Genomic DNA, 19,610 nt, shown 5'->3' with positions numbered 1-19,610 from the left:
CCTCCAATTAGGAACATTGCAATTGGTTACCAATTGTTATGCTTCAAATTCATCGTATAAATGACTATCATCTTCAAAAAAGCCGGTTTTCTTCGCTACATAGGCAACACCAAGCGATAAAACGGCAACGCCAATACCTAAACGTATCAATCCTTTTTTCATCATTGTCACTTCCTTTCACTAAAACTTTACAACGGTTTTTTCTTTTCTAAATAAAGCATAGTCCGGAATAATTTATTGTGCAAAAATAAACAACTGTTTTTCTTTTCTTTTTAGACAATTTTTCTGCATTGTCTAGAAATTAAACGTTTAAAAGTGCACATATGTATTCCTTTTCATAAGAGCTGAATTAAATCTTTTTCAACCCATTTCTTCTTAAAAAGGCAAATAAAAAAACGCAAACCAATGTTGGTCTGCGCTTGTTATTAATATTATGGCAATTGTCCAGCTAAATTTTGATAGAGCTGTTTTGTTTTTTCTTCTTCTTTAAAAGTAAAATAATAATCCCTTTTGTTGGTGGTAATCTTTAAAAATGGCCGGACGCGATTATCCAAATACAAGGTCGCTTTTTTATTAGCGACCAAATAATAACCGGTACTATAGTTTTCCCCTCCATACCCATTGGTCCGTTCAATTGGTTTTTTAAGCTCGTTCACCAATGCAACTTGCTGAATATCGCTTAGTTTAATTTCACTACTAGCAGCAAAAGGCGCTTTTAAAATCAATTCCTCATTCTTAAATTCAGCCGAAAAAGGTTCTTTATTAAAGTCCATCATATACACAGGAATTAGGGTAGCAAATAACACACCTACTACCAATAACACAATTGCTCCCATAAAAATTTTACCGGCTGGCCGCCCCAAATTCATTGTCAAATTTATCCCAATCCGATCGGGCAACATTAAACGGTGATCATCAGGATTAATGTACACACCAAAACGCCAATATTGATCTTCGCCTTGATAGCGGTAATCCGTTACCTGATTTAAAAGAGCATCTTGTTTTTTCCGCAAGCGGATTAGATACCAAACTAATAAAAAACTAAAGCCAACGATTAAAATCAGCATAAGCCAAATGGTAACTTGCGCCCAAATACCCGTTAATTGGCTGGCAAAAAAAGGCAATCCTAACGCAAATAAAATACCATAAGCTGTTCCCACGGCAACAATTGACCAATCATGCTTCGTTAAATCATTGTATTGACGATTTAATTTTTCCACATTTGTTGGTGCCGCTACCGGTAATCGTTTTACACCATACCAACATGCAAAAGCAATGAACCAACCAATCACTAATGAGATTGATAAAATTGCAGCCCCATCATTTTGACTTCTTAGCATAAACCAAGCTAAGCCAAGAGATAGGAGTAAAGCGGGAATCAAATACCCAAAATGTAACATTTTTTTATTTTTAGTGAGGGTTAATTTTGTATCAACTAACACTGGTGTGACTGGTAATTGCCAACCTTTATTTACTTTCAACTGCGCCATTTGGCGAATATAAAATATTTCAGTACCATAAAAAGCACCCATGGGGATAAGCAGTAATACCCAAAACAAAGTCATTAAAAAGGACTCATAATGGGTGAAAAACATGGTGAAATTCAACATACTGAAAATAAGCGCAATTTGCCATAGTCGGGTGCGGTATCTTTTTGTTAGAGCTTTTACCTCAGGAGTATGCAAAGCTTCACTAGGCAATGTATTTTCCAAAATCACATTTTTATGTGGCGTAGCTGCCAGACCCAATGAAAAAGCCATGATAATATCGACAAAAATAAGGGTTCCCACTAGAATCATTACAAGCATCTTCATTCCTTCTTCCTTGTCACCAGTTGTTGTTACTGGCTTTCTTCACTTTTAAAATCTGCAAAACTTGACCATGTTTTATCAATAAATGCGGTTAATTCCGTGACTTCTAGTTGATGAATTTTAGCTTCCGCTAATAATTGTGCCAGTCGTTTTTTGAAATTATTTTTTTCTTTCTCATGGTAAGCATCTGGCATGGTCACGATTGAACCTTTACGACGATCGGTAATTAAATAGCCTGCTTCTTTTAATTGATTGTATGATTTGGAGATTGTCATTGTGTTGACACCCAGCTCGTCAGCTAATTGCCGAACTGTAGGCAAACTTTCTCCAAGCGCCAATTCACCAGTCGCAATTCCCATGATAATCTGTTCACTTAACTGCTGATAAATCGGAATCTCAGAACGAGTATTAATTTCTAATAACATACTCTCACCCCTTTGTATTATAAATTATAATACAAACAATACAAGATAGCAATAAAATAAAAAGCGTATCTTATTTCATAATCCAAATAAGATACGCTTTTCTTTTATTTTCTTTAAAATGCTTTGTTGACATTTTCAATCATAATTTTAACCGACTCTAAGCCTGAACCAGCTAAATACCAAACACTTGGATCTAAAGAAATCACCTTTTGGTTTTTGCCGGCTGCTGTTTGTTTAACGAGTTCATTAGCGGCAACCTGATTTTGGCTAGCGTCACCCCCAATTGCTTTGGTACGATCGACTACAAAAATAATTGCCGGATTTTTTTCCAACACATATTCATAAGAAACATTTTGACCGTGGGTAGATGCTTTAATCGTTTCATCTGCTTCTTTAAAACCAAAAGTATCATGAACAATGCCAAAGCGAGAACCTTTACCATAAGCAGAAATGCTGCCTTCATTTGCTAATAAAACCAGTGCTTTTCCACTATTAGCCGCCTTTTTCTTTGTAGCATCAATCTTTTCTTGTAAAGTAGCAATTTCTTTTTTTGCTTCTGCTTCTTTATCAAATATTTGAGCAATGGCATTGACTTGGTTTTGAATTGATTTCCAAGTATCTTTATTATCAGTAGAAAAGAAAATCGTTGGTGCAATTTTTTCTAAATCTTTTTGAAAATCCCGTTGTCGTCCAGAAATAATAATCAAGTCAGGTTTTAAAGCGTTGATTTTCTCCAAATCTGGTTCTTTAATCCCACCAGCTGAGGCGACATTTTTATATGATTTTAAAAAGTCAGGTAAATTGTCGGTGGCAGCACCCACGACTTTATCACCAACACCTAAGACATTCATCGTATCTAAAGCACTATTATCAAAGACCACTACCTTTTGCGGTGCTTTTGGTACGGTGATTTCACCATTGGCATCTTGAATCGTTACCTCACTTTTTACTTGGCTATCTTTTGTTGCCTCTGTTTTAGCAGCACTATTACTGCAGCCTGTCAAAATCATGAACGTAGCGGCAACTAGCATAAAAACTGTTTTTTTCATCATATCCTCCCAAAAAAATTATTGATAAGCGCCTAAACGCTGATATCTGTGTCAAAGTACATACAAACCCGTTTCCCCATTAGTTCACACACACGTACGTTCATCTCATAAAGCTCACCTAAAACTTCAGAGGTAATCACTTCTGCCACAGGCCCCATTTTAAATATGGCTCCTTCTTTCATCGCAACAATGGTATCGGCAAAAGCCGCCGCAAAATTAATATCATGAATCACTAAGAAAATCGTTTTCTCAGTTTCTTTGACCAATTTTTTTAATAAGCGCATCATATGGTTAGCATGGTTCATATCCAAGTTATTCAAAGGTTCATCTAATAAAATATATTCGGTATCTTGCGCTAAAATCATCGCAATATAGGCCCTTTGTAATTGTCCACCCGATAAGGTTTGCAATTCATTTTCTGCCAAATTACTTAATGCCATTGATGTTAACGCCTTTGAGATGATTTGTTGGTCGGTTTCATTTAATTTTCCTCGTGTATAAGGGAAACGACCAAAGGCGACTAATTCCGCCACAGTGAGTCGTGCTTGCAACTGGTTGTTTTGTTTTAAAATTGCTAAGCGTTTGGCTAATTCTTTGGAATGCCAAGTGCGAATCTCACCATTATCAATAAAAAGCTCACCGCAAAAATCTTGCTGAAGGCGGCTCATAATGCTTAGTAAAGTACTTTTGCCAGCACCATTCGGACCAATAAAAGCAATTAGTTCCCCTTTGGGTAGCTGCAGTTCAATATTATCCAGTACAATTTTTTGTTGATATTTCTTACTTACTTCTTTTAGCTCAATCATGTCTTTTTCCTTTCTATTACTAATTTGATAATAAAAAATAGGCCGCCAATAAATTGAATCAAAATGCTAATTGTTGTTTTTAATCCAAATACTTGCTCCAATAAAAACTGTCCGCCCACTAAGAAGATAATTGCAATTAAACTTGCACCTATAAAAAGTTGCCGATGATTGGCTTTGGGAAAAATTTCATAACTAATTGTAGCAATCACAAAACCTAAAAAGACAGTTGGACCAACTAAAGCAGTTGCTACTCCTATGGCAGCGGCAATCAAAAATAGTAATATTTTTTGTAACCAGGCGACTGAAATCCCTAGATTAACTGCTAAATCTACCCCTAATCTTAACGCATCTAATTCTGGTGAAAAATACCAGAAAAAGCTGATAATCAGAAAAAGCAAACCTGTACTAATCACTAAATGATTGCTATCCACATTGCTGAAACTAGCAAAAAGTCTTCCTTGTAGTAAATCATATTCATTAGGATCCATCAGAACTTGTAAAAAGGTACTGATGCTGCCAAATAGACTAGAAGCAATCATCCCTACCATTAAAAGAGTAAATAAATCTTTACCCGATTTTCCTAAAAAAAAGGTAATAAAGAGGACGCTTAGACCTGCCATTAAGATAATATTCAATAAAAATAAGGCAACAGATTTTTCTGCTAATACTGTCGTACCCCCAATAAGAAAAAATAGAAGGGTCTGGAGTGTCACGTACAATTGATCAATCCCTAGAATTCCTGGGGTCAAAAACTGATTTTGCGTCAACGTTTGAAAACTAATCGTGCTAACTGGGATTAAAATGGCAACTAAGACAAAAGCTGCGATTTTTTTGCCACGTAGAGAAAAAGCAAAAGACCAATTCCCATATGTACCATAACTAAGGTATAACCCTAAAAACAGACATGCGAACATACATAATATAAAAATTTTCAGTCTATAATTTTTCAAGCCAATTTACGCCTCCTCATAATCAGCAGTAAGAAAATGATACCGCCGATAACACCGACTACCACACTAACTGGTAATTCATAAGGCGCAATCACATTACGAGCTAACAAATCACAAATCAGCAAAAAGTTTGCCCCCCAAATTCCTGTAAAAGCTAAAGAATGGTGCAAATGATCACCAAAATACCAAGTTACCAGATTTGGCACTACAATTCCTAAAAACGGCACACTTCCCACCATAATTAGCACTACACTTGATCCGAGTGCCACTAAACCTAAGACAACAAACTGCATTTTCTTGACATTTACACCTAAGTTTTGCGCTAAATCATCACCTAAACTGAGTACCATAATTTGCTGTAATAGTAAAAAAATAATAATGAATACAGGAATTGTTAAGTAAATTAAGCGGTAGTCTTCTTTCATAACCGTTGCGAAATTTCCTTGCAGCCAAGAAGACATATTTTGAACCAACTGAAATTGATAACCAAAAAAGTTCGCAATAGCACCGATAATATTACCAAACATCATACCGGTTAACGGTATAATTAAAGGGTTATTTTTTGGTAATAAACGAGTTAAAAAGAGAAATGCTAAAACGCCTACATAACTAAAAACAAAAGCGACCAACGTACGTTGCCAAATACTGCTGTTAGGCATAAATAACATTACTAATAAGATCCCCAAACGTGCAGAATCCATCATGCCAATAGAACTCGTCGAAACAAAGCGATTTTGCAGTACTTTTTGTGTCACTAAACCACAAATACTCAGCATACTACCCGCCAATATAACGCTTACGGTTCGAGGTAATCTTGTTTCTTCCAGCAAAAGCCATTGACTTTTTATTCCTTGCATTAACCCATTCATGCTCATTTCTCCTACGCCACTAAAAATGGAGAGGAAACATAAAATGACAAGTAAAAAGATTCCTGTTTTTTTCACAAGCACATTCCTAACTATCTAATTGATAATGATTCTCACTTTCAATTAACTATACGCAATTATTCACAAAATGACAATAGTATTTTGCTGTTTTTTTATCGTTTTCATATCTCTTTTTTTTAACCTATTGTCAAAAAAACACTAAAAATGTTGCCGATGCAACAAAACATGCTATACTAACGCCAGAATAACTTTTGTGAGGTGGAAAATTTTGAAACGACAACAATTATTGATGAGTCAATTAATGGATTTAACGAATGAATTGGTCTGGCTGAATCGCCCTCAAATGGAGCAGGCATTACAGGGTTATAAATTAAACGAAATTGACTTAATTGAAAAAATTGGCTTAATTCCTAATCCCAATGTCACCAAACTTGCTGCTGCTACTTACATGACACGGGGCGCCATTAGCAAACTTGCCAAAAAGTTAACAGCAAAAGATTTAATTGAAAGTTATCAATTACCAGCAAATAAAAAAGAAATTTATTTTCGACTAACTAGTCAAGGGGAACAAATCAATCAAATTCATCAGAAGTTACATCAAAGCTTCGCTAATCGGGATCAAGAAGTTTTTACCAATATGACAGATGAAGAATTTGATACAATTTTTCGTTTTATCGGCCGTTATCGGGAACATTTAAAAAAAATCCCCCGTCCCACTGACTCAAAATCTGGTTCGCCAAATGAATAATTTCTTTCAAATACCCACTTAGAATGTTTCGATGTGGATATTTTTTTGTTGACAAGGAAACATAAAAGTTTTACACCCGTTTTTGTTAACAAAGAAACAAAAATAACGGAGGAAACTTTTATGAATCATAATAATGTAAATAAACATGCTTTAATTTTTGGCTTTATCTCAGTTTTTTTAACAGGGGTAGGATTAACAATCGTCAATCCTGTCATCCCCTTTTTAGTGGTACCTTATGTTAACGAAAGTCAACAAGCGACAATCGTAACATTTTTAGCAGCCGCTTATGCTGCCGCACTATTTTTAGCAGCCCCTATTTTAGGTAATCTAAGTGATCGCTTTGGTAGACGCCCAGTCTTACTTATCAGTTTACTAGGAGCAGCTCTTGGTTATCTTATTTTCGGCATTGGCGGTTCACTGGCATTGTTATTCTTAGGCCGGATTATAGATGGTTTGACAGGTGGAGAAATCGCCGCTCTTTTTGCTTACTTTGCCGATATTACACCGCCTCAAAAACGAACGCGATTTTTTGGTTGGATTAGTGCAACTGTGGGTATTGGTACAGCTCTTGGTCCGGTTATCGGTGGTATTTTAGCCAATTGGGGTAACAATATGCCGTTTTTTGTAGGTGCTGTTATCTGCTTATTAAACGCCACTTACGGCTTTATTTTTATGCCAGAAACTTTGCCATTAGACAAAAGAAAGCAAAAGATTACATGGCATCACTTAAATCCCTTGCAACAGTTAATTAAAATTTTAACGCTACCTGTTATCAACCGAATTTTATTTACCGGATTTTTACTTTGGTTACCAAATGGTGGTCTACAAGCGATTTTTTCACAATTTTCTATCGATACATTTGCTTGGAAGCCAACTCTAATTGGCGTGATGTTTGCCATGATTGGTATTTTAGACATTTTTTCGCAAACTTTGATTATGCCCGTTCTTTTACGTCACTTTTCCGATCAAAAAATCATCTCTTTGGGTATGATTGCTGAAATTTTTGGTTATTTCTTTATTGGGATGGCTTATCTTGCTCACACTTCCAGTATATTTGTTGGCGGAATGATACTTTTTAGTTTAGGCGATGCTATCTTTTGTCCTGCCTTTAACGGCCTATTATCAAAAATGACCGCTGAGAATAGCCAAGGACAAGTTCAAGGTGGCGCTCAAAGCATTCAGGCCTTAGCTCGAATTATTGGGCCTTTACTCATCGGTCAACTTTATCGTATAACACCCATCAGTCCTGCCATTGCAGGGGTATTTTTCATTTTGTGTGCACTTTTATTTCTTAAACATCAAAAACTGCCCGTACCTTTAGAGAAATAAAATGTAAAAAAAGTGGATGAAACTCCTCCAGCTCTCAAACAATCAGATGGCATTCTTAATAATCTGCTTTTACCCTGAATAATTCATAGTTTTCAAAAACGCTTCAAAAACCTTGTTATAACAGTCTATTTTGTTTCGTTTATTCGCACCCTTTGGGTGTACAAAAAGAACCCCAATCTGCTATGGTTAAAGTGACTAAACCTAACCAAAGAAAGGGGTTCTCTCAATGGCAACTTTACACGAAAATCGTCTACTTTTCAATTCAAATGTTACAGTATCTCACTCTGGTGGAAATTTGTCCTCAGATTCCGGCTTAATATTAGCAAAAGAGTTCATGAACAAATTTGAGTTTAGCCAAATCTTATGTAAAAACATCCAGATTCAAGATGACCGACTGTATCATGTTCATGAAAATGAATCTATTCTGGAACAAATCATCTTGCAGTTGATTGCAGGCTATCCTACAGATTCTTCAGCCAATATATTAGCAACGGATCCTATCTTTCAAGCTGTTTTAAGCAAAAAGCGGTTGGCTTCACAGTCATCCATTTCTCGCTTTTGGGATCGGATGTCAACAGAAAATATCGTCCAACTACAAAAGGTTAACCAGATTTTGATTGATAAAGCACGTACGATTCGAAATACGAACGAAATGATTTTCGATTTAGATTCTACTCACAGTGATACCTTTGGAAACCAAGAAATGACCGATTATAATGCGCATTACCAGACAACCGGTTATCATCCACTCGTTGCCTTTGATGGTCTTACCGGAGACTTTCTTAAAGCAGAACTTCGTTCTGGAAATGTCTACACCTCAAAAGGCGTCGCAGCATTTACTCGTCCATTATTTGAGCATTATCACTCTGTGACACCAGTAAGCACTATTATGGTACGTGCAGATAGTGGATTCGCAATGCCTGATTTGTATGAACTTTGTGAAGAGTACGATAGTTTGTATACTATCCGTTTGAAATCCAATCGTAATCTGTACAGAATCGCTGAGCAATTCGTTACCATTAAGGATCATCACGATTGGAGTAAGAAAGAAGTTCATTACTATAACGCCACTTATCAAGCAAAGTCGTGGGGAAAATCCAGAAGGATCTGCATAAAATCAACCAGAGAAGCTAGTGAATTGCTTTTTAGACATGAATTCATCATTACCAATTTTTCAAAAGACGTCTCTCCAGAAATGGTTTTCCAAACGTATTCAAAAAGAGGAACGATGGAAAATTACATTAAGGAAGCAAAAAACGGCTTTTACTTGGATAAAACAGATAGCCCACGTTTTATAGAAAATCATGCTCGTATGATCGTAAGCCTATTGGCTTACAATATCGTGAACTTCATGCGAACATTGTGTTTTACCAATGAAACGAAAGGGTATCAGGTTTCTACTATTCGCTTATTTCTCTTTAAAATTGCTGGAAAGATAGTTCATTCCGGAAGAAGACAATACTTGAAATTAAGTAGTTACCATGTTTACCAGAAGTTATTTTATCGGATTCTACAAAACATTCAGGTACTGCAGTGTTAGTTGCGTTTATTGCGCCATTCAAAAAAATTCGTTAACCATTCGATAGGATGAGTGCGCCCAAAATGAGGTCTTTCTTGAACTTAATCAGTTAGCAAAAATAAATTAAACCCTTTAGAAAAATATTTTTGAGAAAAAGAACCATTGAGCATAAAACTAAACAGATAATTATAAAATTTGGTAGTTTATAAAAAGTATGAATTATTCAGGTTTACATTTCTCAATATTTTGACTTAATAGCTTAAGAATAATTCGTTTAGGGGAGCTGATAACAAGAAAAGTGGAACAAACGCGATTAACTCTTTCCTATTAAGAATGGATCATACCTGCCTTATTCCCTATAAAAGTCATATAATTTTTTCCCCATAAAAAAAGACCCCAGACAATGAAGTCTGGAGTCTTAAAACTAATCAAAGATTATTTGTTTTTTAAGTTGTAGAATGCGTTAACGCCTTTGTATTCAGCAACTTCGCCTAATTGGTCTTCGATACGTAATAATTGGTTGTATTTAGCAATACGGTCAGCTTTACCTGTGATTTTTTTCTTCTATTATATAAAGAATATTATCACTTCAGCACTGGTCCAACAATCCCTTCAAAATAGAAAGTGGGTAGTATTGCTAACTAGGTGTAAATTTCTTTTTAGAAATACTTGTCTATTTAACTAAAATGAGTTTAACTACTCACCATACCGTTTTTTCATCTCAGATATTCGTTTTTGTTGCTCCTCCACTATCCATCCATCAAAGGTTAATTCCCAGATTACATCCCCAATAAGCGTTGCATTTTCTTGATATCCTTCAACAGGGTAATTCAATAGTTCAATGAGTGGAATAAAATCTATTGCATACATATCATCATTTTCATCTTTGAAAGAAACATGCCAATAAATACTCCTCTCATCGAAGTCGTCTGTTTCCTGGTAAATAGACAATCTATATTTGCTTATTTCAAATTTAGCTTCAATTGATAATTCAACAGTCTTTAAGAAAGAATTTATTCGTTCAGAAATCTTATCTGTTGAATAATCAGGCATAAATTGTTTTTGAAGATAAGCAATGACTTGTTCCTTTAATGATGTTATTAGAGAATTACGTAACTTATCACCTAGCGTCTTCATAACAAAATTCCTTCCAATTGTGTACGTACTACAAATCTAGCCAGAAACTAAACTACTTACACTACCGTAATATCCTCTTCTAGTATACTATTAGGTAACTTAAGTGAATTAGCTAAATTATTAAACTCATTTTCTGATGATACTAAGATCTCTTCCATGACAGATCGAATCTTTTCAAAATATTCAGCGGGAATATGATCTCCCCCATCTATTTGATAGCATTCATTTTCATCATCGGTCACCATTGAAAGATCCGAAATAGATTGAAAATGATATAAAAAAGCTCTTAACTCTGCTACCTTTTTACCCTTGTCTAAAAAAACTTTAGTGTTCTTTTCTAGTTTTCTATAGTCATCCCAAATATAATCATATATATCTTTACCATCCATCGTCTTTTTCGTTCCCATAGATTATATACCTCCTGTTTTTCCAACTAAAACACATCGAATGTATTCTATACTATTTAAATAGATTATCATTTCTCAAATTTTTTGTTCGTCTTCCTCTTGGTTCCAATACAAATAATTCAATCGGATTAAGCCGTCCTCCTCATTTGCAAGTTTAAAGATCTGAATTTTCTTCTCTAAAGGATCAAAGGTTTTAATAAATGTTGAAATTGTGTGCGGAACACTGTCTAACATTATAAAAGAATAGTCTACAGAGCGAATCCTTTCAAAAGTATATTTTTCTCCTTTTTCATAGGCATCAATATATTCGACACTTTTTACATATTTAGCTAGTTGATTAACAAAAGCTTTTACATGCTTGTTTCCAACTACCAATATTGATATTTCAGCAGCCCATTTTTGTACTTTCTCATTAGCAAATGGATGATTTATCTCTTTTCCTGCCCTTAACTCAGTTTTCTCTTTTTGGTTTTTCTTGCTTGAGTTAGTTTTTTCAACAATCGGGTAACAATATCCTAATGAGACAGAGTCAGGATTTTCCAATTTCCGAAATACTTGGATTGCCATGCCATCTATTAATAAATCTTTTCTTTTAAATCCTTTATGAACAGTTATTGGTAACATTATTTCATTGTTGATATCATGAAAATACAATGCATCGCCTTTTCTTACTTCCAAAAATCCGTATAGAACATCAGACTTATTATCACTAGGTTTCTGTGAATTATACTTAAATGTCCATTGGTACTTCTCAAACAGCGTGTTCAATTGATTAAAGCTTCGAAAAGTACGACTATCTAATTGTTGGATTAGTTTTGGAATAACATCTTGTGCATTAGTACTTTTCAATCTATGAATGCTTTTTTGTAATTTATTATAACGAGCTTGCAGAGAATCTTTTTCCTTTTGTAATTTTTCAAATTGTCGATCTTTCCGAGCAACTATCTTCTGATACTCAATTTTGCTATCTTTTAAGTCTGATAATTCTTTCTCAATATTTCTAACTTTTTTATTGATATTTTGTTCACGATTTTGAACCTTACTTACATATTTACTGTTCTTTATCCGCTCATGTATTAAAAATAGTATTGCTTCATTTCTTAATTCAAGTTCCTTGATAGAATCATTATCACGATCCCAACCTGCAGCTTGCAACTCCTCCAATAATTGAGTTGCTTCTTCCAGCTCATGTCTAGCTTGTTTTCTGATATCATCAGCTTCTTTTAACACATCATTAATACGTTCAGAAGAAGCTTTTTCGAGTTCCTTTAAGTTAGATTTTGCAATTCTACATTTTTTCCTCTCGATTGCTGCCTCCTTTTTACAATTGTTGAGTTCACGCTTTAACTTAGAAATTTGATTATTAAGTCTAACTATCTCATCTTGCTTAGATTGGTCTAAAATCTTCTTATTATCTTTCTTGATTGAATCAGAGGAGCCTTTTGAACCTTCTGACTTTGCCCTATTTTTCTCCTTCGCTCTCATCCGCTCCAGCAACTTATCACGCTGATTATCTTGATTCTCTTTATTGGTATTTTCAACTTTTTTGATATGACTCGGTTTAATATCGTATCTCTTCACTGATTGATCACCACTTTCAAATAGTAAATGATTGAATCGATAGTTCGTTATCTTCCCAAGGATAGCCAATCGCATTCATATAAAAGACAACTCCCTGTTTTTCAAAATTATCAACTAAATGTTGATGACCACAGATCCATCGTTTCGCTTTAAAATCATTTACTGAACAAACGTAACATTCATTAAATGGGAATAAACTCTTTATAGGTTGAACTGGAGGGATATGACTAACCATGACATCAATATCAGCTAATGAATTATAGAAAGACAAATCTTGATCATGGTATTCCTTCCAAACAGATGTAGAATTATCCCAACAAGAAAAAATAAATTGGCTGTCATTACTTTGATTTTTATAAAACTCAAAGCTCTTTGGTGAAGTTAGGTTGTACCATAATCTCGTCCCAGCAAATTTTACGTTATCAATTGTAATAACTTGATTCTGAAGAATATGAACATTATCAATTTCACTAAAATAATTCTGTATTTCTAACAAGCGATTCTCTGAGCAGTAATCATACTTTTTCCTTTGCGACTGTGATGTAAGATAATGATCATGATTTCCAAAGACAACCAATACATGCCGATAATACAAGGCAAAAGTTTCAATCATCGTAATAGTTTGCAAGTTGTACTCCGAATAATCTCCCGCTAGGACTAATACTTGACCCTTGGAATTAGAAATAAAGTATTTCTCAATAAATACTTGGACTTGATCAGACTGCTTCTGCGGATTCTTTTTTAGCGAAACGTAATGACTTAAATGTAAATCAGATACATAATCAATTTGCATAGGTTTTACCATCATATCGAAAGTTTTAGTCCAGCTTTATTGGGGATCCTTTTGGTAACCGTTTTAATTAATTCATCAGGAACCACAATGGCTAGTTTTTCCTTTCTACCTTTCTTACTGATATCTACTACTTCAATTTCTTGCACTACTCATAACTCCAGTAAATTTTTATGGCGAGTGAATAAACCAACTTCCTAATTCTTGGCATAAAAAAATGAGCCTTTTCGAGAAAATCATCCCCCCATTTTTCTGAAGACTATTAATACGAATTATTTTCTTTTTAGGTAAAATCATGCTAGCATATTTAAAGAATAATATAGATAACAATTATAGTAAATATAAATTTAACAAAAACCTATATAAAACAATAAGCAAGTCAACGCTACGACTAGTTTAAATAACCAATTATCATTTATAAAATGTGGATTTTATAAATCTCCAGTAAAATAATAAAAACTCCCCCACTAGAATCGATATGTATATTATCCAGTTTAAATACAACTTACCTCTGACAATGAAGCCTCCAAATACCTATTATTAACCGATAAATGACCAAAATAAAAAGTGGTAGTTCCCTATTTGCTTTCTCACTAAAAGGAACTATCACTTTATCACTGTTTATTTTGGGTATTCGGATTTTATGGTGGAAAAGGGCTTATAAATCACCCTTCTCCAAATTCTTAATAAGTGTGGAAAAATCGGTTCAGGTGGTCCGACTGCTTCAACTTTAAACATCATATCGGTTTCATTTTCTTGTGGTGGTTCTATTGTTTTAATGTCTGGTAGGGATAATAAGTCTGACATATTGTTCATCCTTTATTACTCTGCTGTGTTAAGGTATCAATTATAGATTTGATGTCGAAATCATCAGTGTTAAATTATTTTTGTGACCACAAATGCACTTAGAAAATCCCTTAAAGCATTTATATAATGGGTGATCGCAAAATAGTGTATGAAATCTTTTGTAGACTTTGCTAAACTACTACACCTTTAGTACAGTATTAGCTGGTTCACTTGAATAGGGAGTTGTAAAAAAAGTTCCCTTAGCCTGCACAACAAGATAATTTCGAAACATCTTTATCGAACGTAAGTGCAGCTAATTTTAGCCCTTCAGCCATTGTTAGATATGGAGCCATCGTTTCTCTCAGATCTCCAACAGTTAAACCGAATTTCACAGCTAATGTTGCTGCATAAATTACGTCTCCTGCGTTTTCTGCCACTACATGCGCCCCTAACACTTTCAATGTTTTCGCGTCTGCCACTAATTTGAAAACACCTGTTGTTTCCCGATTAACGAGCGCTCTTGGAACAGCATCCAACGGCAATACCGATGTTTTCACTTCATATCCTTTTTCTTTTGCCTGTTGCTCCGTTAAACCAACCGTTGCAATCGATGGAGAAGTAAACGTAACGCCTGGAACCACTTCTAAATTGACCTTTTGATTTAGTCCTCCGATTGCATTACGAGCAGCAAGTCCACCTTCATAAGCAGCTACATAAACAAATTGGGGACCGAGAGTGACATCTCCAGCTGAATAAATTCGGGAATTGGTCGTTTTAAGATAATCATCAATGACAATTTCACCACGGGAACCAACTTCAACGCCTGCTGCATGTAAGTTTAATGATTCTGTATTTGGTTTTCTTCCAGTGGCAATTAGCAATTGTTCTGCTTCAATAATTCGCTTTTTACCATTTATCTCAACATGAACTTTTTTAATGTCTCCATCTTGCTCAACTCGTTCATAGGTTGCACCTGTTACTAAATTAATTCCCTGTTCTGTTAAGGCCTTAGTAATGGCTTCTGAAATTTCAGGATCGTATTCTTTTAATAGACGCTCGCTTCTTTGAATCAAAGTGACTTCTGACCCGAGGTTATGAAATAGTTGTCCTAATTCCATGCCGATATATCCTGAACCAATTACGGTAAGACGATTTGGAACCTTCTTTAATTCCAATAAGCTAGTGCTTGTTAAATAATCTACTTCATCTAATCCGGGAATATTAGGTGCAGTTGAAGAAGCACCTGTAGCTATTAAAAATCTTTTGGCTGTGATTTGATTGCCATTTACTTCAACTGTATTTTCATTTACGAATTTTGCTTCACCTTTTATTAATTCAAAACCATAATCATCAATTAAATTCACATATTTTTCATTTCGCATCTCGGTTACTAAATCATTCTTTTGTTTTACTAATGGCGCTAAATCAACATTTGAAGCCGAAGTGTGTAATCCCACAAATGGATTATTTTTTGCTAGATGATTGATTTCCCCTGCTCTTAATAAGGTCTTAGAAGGAACGCATCCGACATTAACGCAAGTTCCACCCACCGTTCCACGCTCAATCATAGCCACTTTTGCGTTCAAAGTAACGGCTTCAATGGCAGATGAAAAGGCAGCTCCACCAGAACCGATGATGATGTAATCATAATCATAGTTACCTTCATCATTTAAACTTACATCTGTCCTTTTTTCCGATTGCACTTGTATTTCTTCTGCTTCGCCCGGGTGATAGTTTGCGTCAGCAATCGCCTTTATTGCACTTTCAACCTCAATATCATCGGGCAGTTCAAATACTGCTTCACCACGACGATAACTAGACTCAATATTTTTAGCACCTATCTTTTCAAGTGCTGATTCTACGTGTTTTTCACAACCCGTACAAGTCATTCCTGAAATGTTTACCTTAAATTTATTCATAAAAAAGCTCCTTTCGTTAATTAATCTCTCATGTTAATGTTTCTATTATTGGACACGAATGTAATTGCTTTTCATCTGGACATCGTTGTTTTAAGTCGTCTAACATAGTTTCAATTCGTTTTAAATCCTCTATTTGTTTTTGCACTTCCTTTTGTTTTTTAGAAACAAATTCGAACATATCTTGACAACGAACTTCATCTTTATCTACAACACCAAGTAATTTATAAATCTCGCTTAAAGAAAAACCAAGTTCCTGTATTCGTTTAATAAACCCAACACGCTTAACGTCATCATATGAATATATCCGATAACCAGCTTCCGTTCGGTGAGGTTCTTGTAATAAATTTTTTCGCTCGTAATATCTGATCGTTTCTTTATTAACTCCACATTTATCTGCAAACTCACTAATGCGATAAATCATCTTATTTCACCCCATGAATATTATAAACCGTGTACCATAGTACACGTTCAAGTAAATTGGACTATTTTATTTTTTTCCCAAAGTATCACTCGTATGTGATTGATACTTTTATATAATACTATTGATTATCCTAACATCCCACCAGAAAATCCGATTTAAACACCAGTTGTTTTTAAACTATTAAGAAAGTAATTCCACTATATATTCCGAAGACCCTTTATTTTATGCTTCTTCAAATTAGCTTACTTCCACAATAGGACAAGCTACTTGATAATTTATTCTAATAACCAGTCAACGATATATTTAATCTCGATATCATTCTCTTGTTTCGTCTCTTGATAATAGCTGCTAACCAACATCTTCTTACAATTGTCATTAATTTTATTGAAACCTTCCGTTGCATCAATAGCCTCTGACAAATCAAAAACGCTCCTAACATATACAGTCTCATCTAGCCGTGTAGCGACAAATCCTATTTCTCTATTATCCAAATAGCCAACATCAACATGATAGCCTCGTCGCTTTAATTCCATATATACAATGCTTTCCATAGAACTAATGTTATCAGCAGCTTGTCCAAGCGTACTTCTATTCAAACCAGAATCAACCATGAAATACTTGCTATTTGTTTTTAGATACTCATGATTCTCAATGTCATATTTCTTTACTTTATCAAACAGATAGCTTGTTTCCAAGAGATTTAGGTATCGTCTTACTGTAGGGACAGAAGTTACTACTCCTCTATCATTCAAAGTATTCGAGATTTTAGATGCATTCAAAAATGAGCCAATATTCGTTACCAAAAAACTGATAACACCTTTTAAGGATGCTGAATCTTTGATAAATGATTTATATACAATATCTCTTAAAACACTACTAGCAAATATTCCTTGAAGGGCTGTGTTTTTTGATTCTTCATGTGTTAGCAAGACTGCTGGCATCCCACCATACTTCTCAAATTCATCATAAACTTCATCGATGGGCCTTGAATCTGATGACATCTGTTTCACCTGTAAAAATTCTTTGAACGACAACGGATGAACTGAAATCTCACTGCAATCGCCATGTAATTCTTCTGAAAGGATATCAGAATTTGAGCCAGCTATCATAACATCACAATCAGAATTGGCTTTTAGATCATTTATCACTTGTTGCCAACCAGTTACTAATTGTATTTCATCAAACAACCAGTAGATTCCATCTTGGATTTGAAGGTTCAATTTGTTTAAAGCCGTTCTTAACCTCTCTTGATTGTTGATAGATTGACAATCATAACTTTCGAAATCCATATAGACAATATTCCTATCTGGTATCCCTTCATTGATCAAGTGTATTTTATATAACTTCATTAAGGATGATTTTCCCGAACCACGAACTCCAGTCAAAATTTTGATGGCATCAGAATCTTTGAGCTGTATCATCTTATTTAAGTAGATAGGCCTTTCGAACACAATTCTCCTCCTCAATGCTTCCTTGATTCTATTCAACAGATTTAAAGTTACGTTTAAATAATCATGAAACTACACTATTTATAAAGATAACTTTCAATTGCTGATAATCGTTGAGCTCATTCAATCTTGGACAAATAACGATAAATTGTTGTACGTGATACATTCCATTTTTCAGCAATCGTTTTTATTGGTGTTCCGTTGTCAACAAGAGTTTTTAATAACTCTAAATCCTTTCCAGTTAGCTTTTCAGGTCGGCCACCTACTCTTCCTCTCGCCCTGGCGGCAGCACGTCCAGCTTCGGACCTTTCCAAAATAAGATTTCGCTCAAACTCAGCAAATGCTGCGAAAAGATGAAACATTAATTGCCCCGTAGAACTGGATTTATCCATCGTAATTGACTCTTGGAGACTATGAAAACTCACGCCTCGTTCATTCATTCTATTTACCAAAGTAATTAGATCTTCCATATTTCTACCTAACCTATCTAACCGCCAAACAACTATATCATCTCCACTACGAGCAAAATCTATAGCAGATTCCAATCCAGGACGATGACTTTTTGCTCCACTAATATGGTCTGTAAAAACTTTTTCACACCCAAATTTATTCAAACTATCAAGTTGTAAATCTAAATTCTGTAATCCAGTTGATACTCTAGCGTACCCTATTTTCATTATGTCATCTCCTCGATATCCCTAGTGTAACATAACTTGATTAAAAGCATATAACTGAACATAGATTTTGTTACGAGTTTATGAACACTTTTTCTATAAAAAATATTACTATTTAAACAAATATGCAAAATGTCCAGAAAATGGTCATTTTCTGGACATTTTGGTTATGCTACATTATTTGTTTTGCGATCTTCAAATAATGCAGCAATTTCTGCCTCTTCTTCACTTTCTTCTTTATTTTCAGAAAATATTTCTAACCAAGCAGCACTCTTTTTGAAAGCAGATCCCCCTTTTTTATGATAAGGCGCTCGTGGCACTTCCTTACATTCTATGCTGTTAAATCTTTCTTCTTCTCGTTTTCGTCTCTTTAGTTCATTTTCACGGTCATCATAATACTCTTTAAGTGATTTCACTAATACGTTCATAGCAAAACTTGCTGAGTCAAAACTATTCAATATATATCTTTCATTCATTTTTCCACGAAGTATTGCTTTCTTTTCAACTATACACTCAAAAAAGAATCTTATTTTATTACTTTTGCTTTCAACATCTTGCCACTCTTTTTTACTAACAAACTGTTTATTATCAATAATTCCTCGCAATTTTCCCAGCAAACTATTATAAAGTTTCGATCCTTCGATAAATTTCCCATGATAAGTATCCAACACATTTTCTATCAAATAAATTGCACAATCTTCAATATCAACATCACTATCCTCATTTAAAAACTGCTTTATTCTATTATTTTCCTCAAATTTTTCAAGACAAGAACGATGCCAACTTTTTATTTTATTTGTAAAATATATTTCATCATGATCGATTGCATGTCCACATTGATCACATACACTATCTTCAATTAAACTTGTATTTGTCATTTATTTATCCATCCCTATTTTTTAATTTCCATATCTATCAATTAT

Annotated in this window: 21 protein-coding genes and 1 pseudogene; 3 read left to right on the top strand and 19 right to left on the bottom strand. The window is 34.5% G+C overall.

Annotated elements, in window-relative coordinates; all coding sequences use genetic code 11:
• Positions 1–36: 36 nt before the first annotated feature.
• The 7 genes from RK01_RS01225 to RK01_RS01195 all read right to left on the bottom strand — a co-directional run bounded on the left by RK01_RS01225 (position 37) and on the right by RK01_RS01195 (position 5,985).
• On the bottom strand, positions 37–162 hold the full coding sequence (locus RK01_RS01225; RefSeq protein ID WP_034864617.1) for a hypothetical protein: 126 nt from the start codon (positions 160–162) through the stop codon (positions 37–39).
• Positions 163–431: 269 nt separating this feature from the next.
• Entirely contained in the window at positions 432–1,814 is a 1,383-nt protein-coding gene (locus RK01_RS01220; RefSeq protein WP_229084794.1) for a DUF5808 domain-containing protein, read from the bottom strand.
• A gap of 26 nt (positions 1,815–1,840) precedes the next feature.
• Complete coding sequence (locus tag RK01_RS01215) at positions 1,841–2,236, bottom strand: GntR family transcriptional regulator (RefSeq protein ID WP_016171476.1); 396 nt, start codon at positions 2,234–2,236, stop codon at positions 1,841–1,843.
• Between the two features lie 113 nt (positions 2,237–2,349).
• On the bottom strand, positions 2,350–3,285 hold the full coding sequence (locus RK01_RS01210; RefSeq protein ID WP_016171475.1) for a siderophore ABC transporter substrate-binding protein: 936 nt from the start codon (positions 3,283–3,285) through the stop codon (positions 2,350–2,352).
• A gap of 32 nt (positions 3,286–3,317) precedes the next feature.
• Entirely contained in the window at positions 3,318–4,091 is a 774-nt protein-coding gene (locus tag RK01_RS01205; protein WP_016171474.1) for an iron ABC transporter ATP-binding protein, read from the bottom strand.
• Positions 4,088–5,005: an iron chelate uptake ABC transporter family permease subunit gene (locus RK01_RS01200; protein ID WP_051113723.1), complete on the bottom strand. Its 918-nt coding sequence runs from the start codon at positions 5,003–5,005 to the stop codon at positions 4,088–4,090. The genes RK01_RS01205 and RK01_RS01200 overlap by 4 nt, the downstream gene beginning before the upstream one ends.
• Before the next feature lie 32 nt (positions 5,006–5,037).
• On the bottom strand, positions 5,038–5,985 hold the full coding sequence (locus tag RK01_RS01195; RefSeq protein WP_016171472.1) for an ABC transporter permease: 948 nt from the start codon (positions 5,983–5,985) through the stop codon (positions 5,038–5,040).
• 211 nt (positions 5,986–6,196) lie between these two features.
• Here RK01_RS01195 and RK01_RS01190 point away from each other — a divergent pair, with 211 nt between their 5' ends.
• From RK01_RS01190 to RK01_RS01180, 3 genes are all read left to right on the top strand, one after another.
• Positions 6,197–6,676 (top strand): MarR family transcriptional regulator, encoded by a 480-nt coding sequence (locus RK01_RS01190; RefSeq protein ID WP_016171471.1) that lies wholly within the window; start codon positions 6,197–6,199, stop codon positions 6,674–6,676.
• A gap of 120 nt (positions 6,677–6,796) precedes the next feature.
• Positions 6,797–8,005 carry a tetracycline resistance MFS efflux pump gene (locus RK01_RS01185; RefSeq protein WP_016171470.1) on the top strand — a complete coding sequence of 403 codons (1,209 nt, stop codon included), beginning with the start codon at positions 6,797–6,799 and terminating at the stop codon, positions 8,003–8,005.
• Positions 8,006–8,231: 226 nt separating this feature from the next.
• The gene (locus RK01_RS01180) at positions 8,232–9,545 is read left to right on the top strand and encodes an IS1380 family transposase (RefSeq protein WP_016171469.1); all 1,314 of its coding nucleotides are present in this window, start codon (positions 8,232–8,234) and stop codon (positions 9,543–9,545) included.
• 414 nt (positions 9,546–9,959) lie between these two features.
• On the opposite strand, the pseudogene RK01_RS13420 reads toward RK01_RS01180, so the two are convergent.
• The 12 genes and pseudogenes from RK01_RS13420 to RK01_RS01130 all read right to left on the bottom strand — a co-directional run.
• A pseudogene (locus tag RK01_RS13420) lies at positions 9,960–10,070 on the bottom strand (hypothetical protein); the annotation flags it as partial.
• 150 nt (positions 10,071–10,220) lie between these two features.
• Positions 10,221–10,661: a hypothetical protein gene (locus RK01_RS01175; protein WP_016171468.1), complete on the bottom strand. Its 441-nt coding sequence runs from the start codon at positions 10,659–10,661 to the stop codon at positions 10,221–10,223.
• 56 nt (positions 10,662–10,717) lie between these two features.
• Positions 10,718–11,068, bottom strand: coding sequence for a hypothetical protein (locus tag RK01_RS01170; protein WP_016171467.1), 351 nt, complete (start codon positions 11,066–11,068; stop codon positions 10,718–10,720).
• Positions 11,069–11,143: 75 nt separating this feature from the next.
• Positions 11,144–12,649: a coiled-coil domain-containing protein gene (locus tag RK01_RS01165; RefSeq protein WP_244874944.1), complete on the bottom strand. Its 1,506-nt coding sequence runs from the start codon at positions 12,647–12,649 to the stop codon at positions 11,144–11,146.
• A gap of 16 nt (positions 12,650–12,665) precedes the next feature.
• On the bottom strand, positions 12,666–13,442 hold the full coding sequence (locus tag RK01_RS01160) for a metallophosphoesterase family protein (protein WP_244874943.1): 777 nt from the start codon (positions 13,440–13,442) through the stop codon (positions 12,666–12,668).
• A gap of 11 nt (positions 13,443–13,453) precedes the next feature.
• A complete protein-coding gene (locus tag RK01_RS13980) occupies positions 13,454–13,588 on the bottom strand; it encodes a hypothetical protein (RefSeq protein ID WP_016171464.1) in 135 nt (44 codons plus the stop codon).
• 472 nt (positions 13,589–14,060) lie between these two features.
• Positions 14,061–14,246, bottom strand: coding sequence for a hypothetical protein (locus RK01_RS01155; RefSeq protein ID WP_016171463.1), 186 nt, complete (start codon positions 14,244–14,246; stop codon positions 14,061–14,063).
• Between the two features lie 239 nt (positions 14,247–14,485).
• Complete coding sequence (gene merA / locus RK01_RS01150) at positions 14,486–16,144, bottom strand: mercury(II) reductase (RefSeq protein WP_010825986.1); 1,659 nt, start codon at positions 16,142–16,144, stop codon at positions 14,486–14,488.
• A 28-nt stretch (positions 16,145–16,172) separates the two neighbouring features.
• Complete coding sequence (merR, locus tag RK01_RS01145; RefSeq protein WP_001863748.1) at positions 16,173–16,565, bottom strand: Hg(II)-responsive transcriptional regulator; 393 nt, start codon at positions 16,563–16,565, stop codon at positions 16,173–16,175.
• Positions 16,566–16,840: 275 nt separating this feature from the next.
• A complete protein-coding gene (locus RK01_RS01140) occupies positions 16,841–18,016 on the bottom strand; it encodes an ATP-binding protein (protein ID WP_016171462.1) in 1,176 nt (391 codons plus the stop codon).
• A gap of 116 nt (positions 18,017–18,132) precedes the next feature.
• Positions 18,133–18,690 (bottom strand): recombinase family protein, encoded by a 558-nt coding sequence (locus tag RK01_RS01135; protein WP_016171461.1) that lies wholly within the window; start codon positions 18,688–18,690, stop codon positions 18,133–18,135.
• 164 nt (positions 18,691–18,854) lie between these two features.
• Positions 18,855–19,565, bottom strand: a complete 711-nt coding sequence (locus tag RK01_RS01130; protein ID WP_016171460.1) for a hypothetical protein — start codon at positions 19,563–19,565, stop codon at positions 18,855–18,857.
• Positions 19,566–19,610 lie beyond the last annotated feature (45 nt).

The organism is Enterococcus dispar ATCC 51266 (genome assembly GCF_000406945.1).
Lineage (GTDB): Bacteria > Bacillota > Bacilli > Lactobacillales > Enterococcaceae > Enterococcus_C > Enterococcus_C dispar.
The sequence above is the reverse complement of the archived record's forward strand: the minus strand, read 5'-3'. Positions and strand labels throughout refer to the sequence as shown.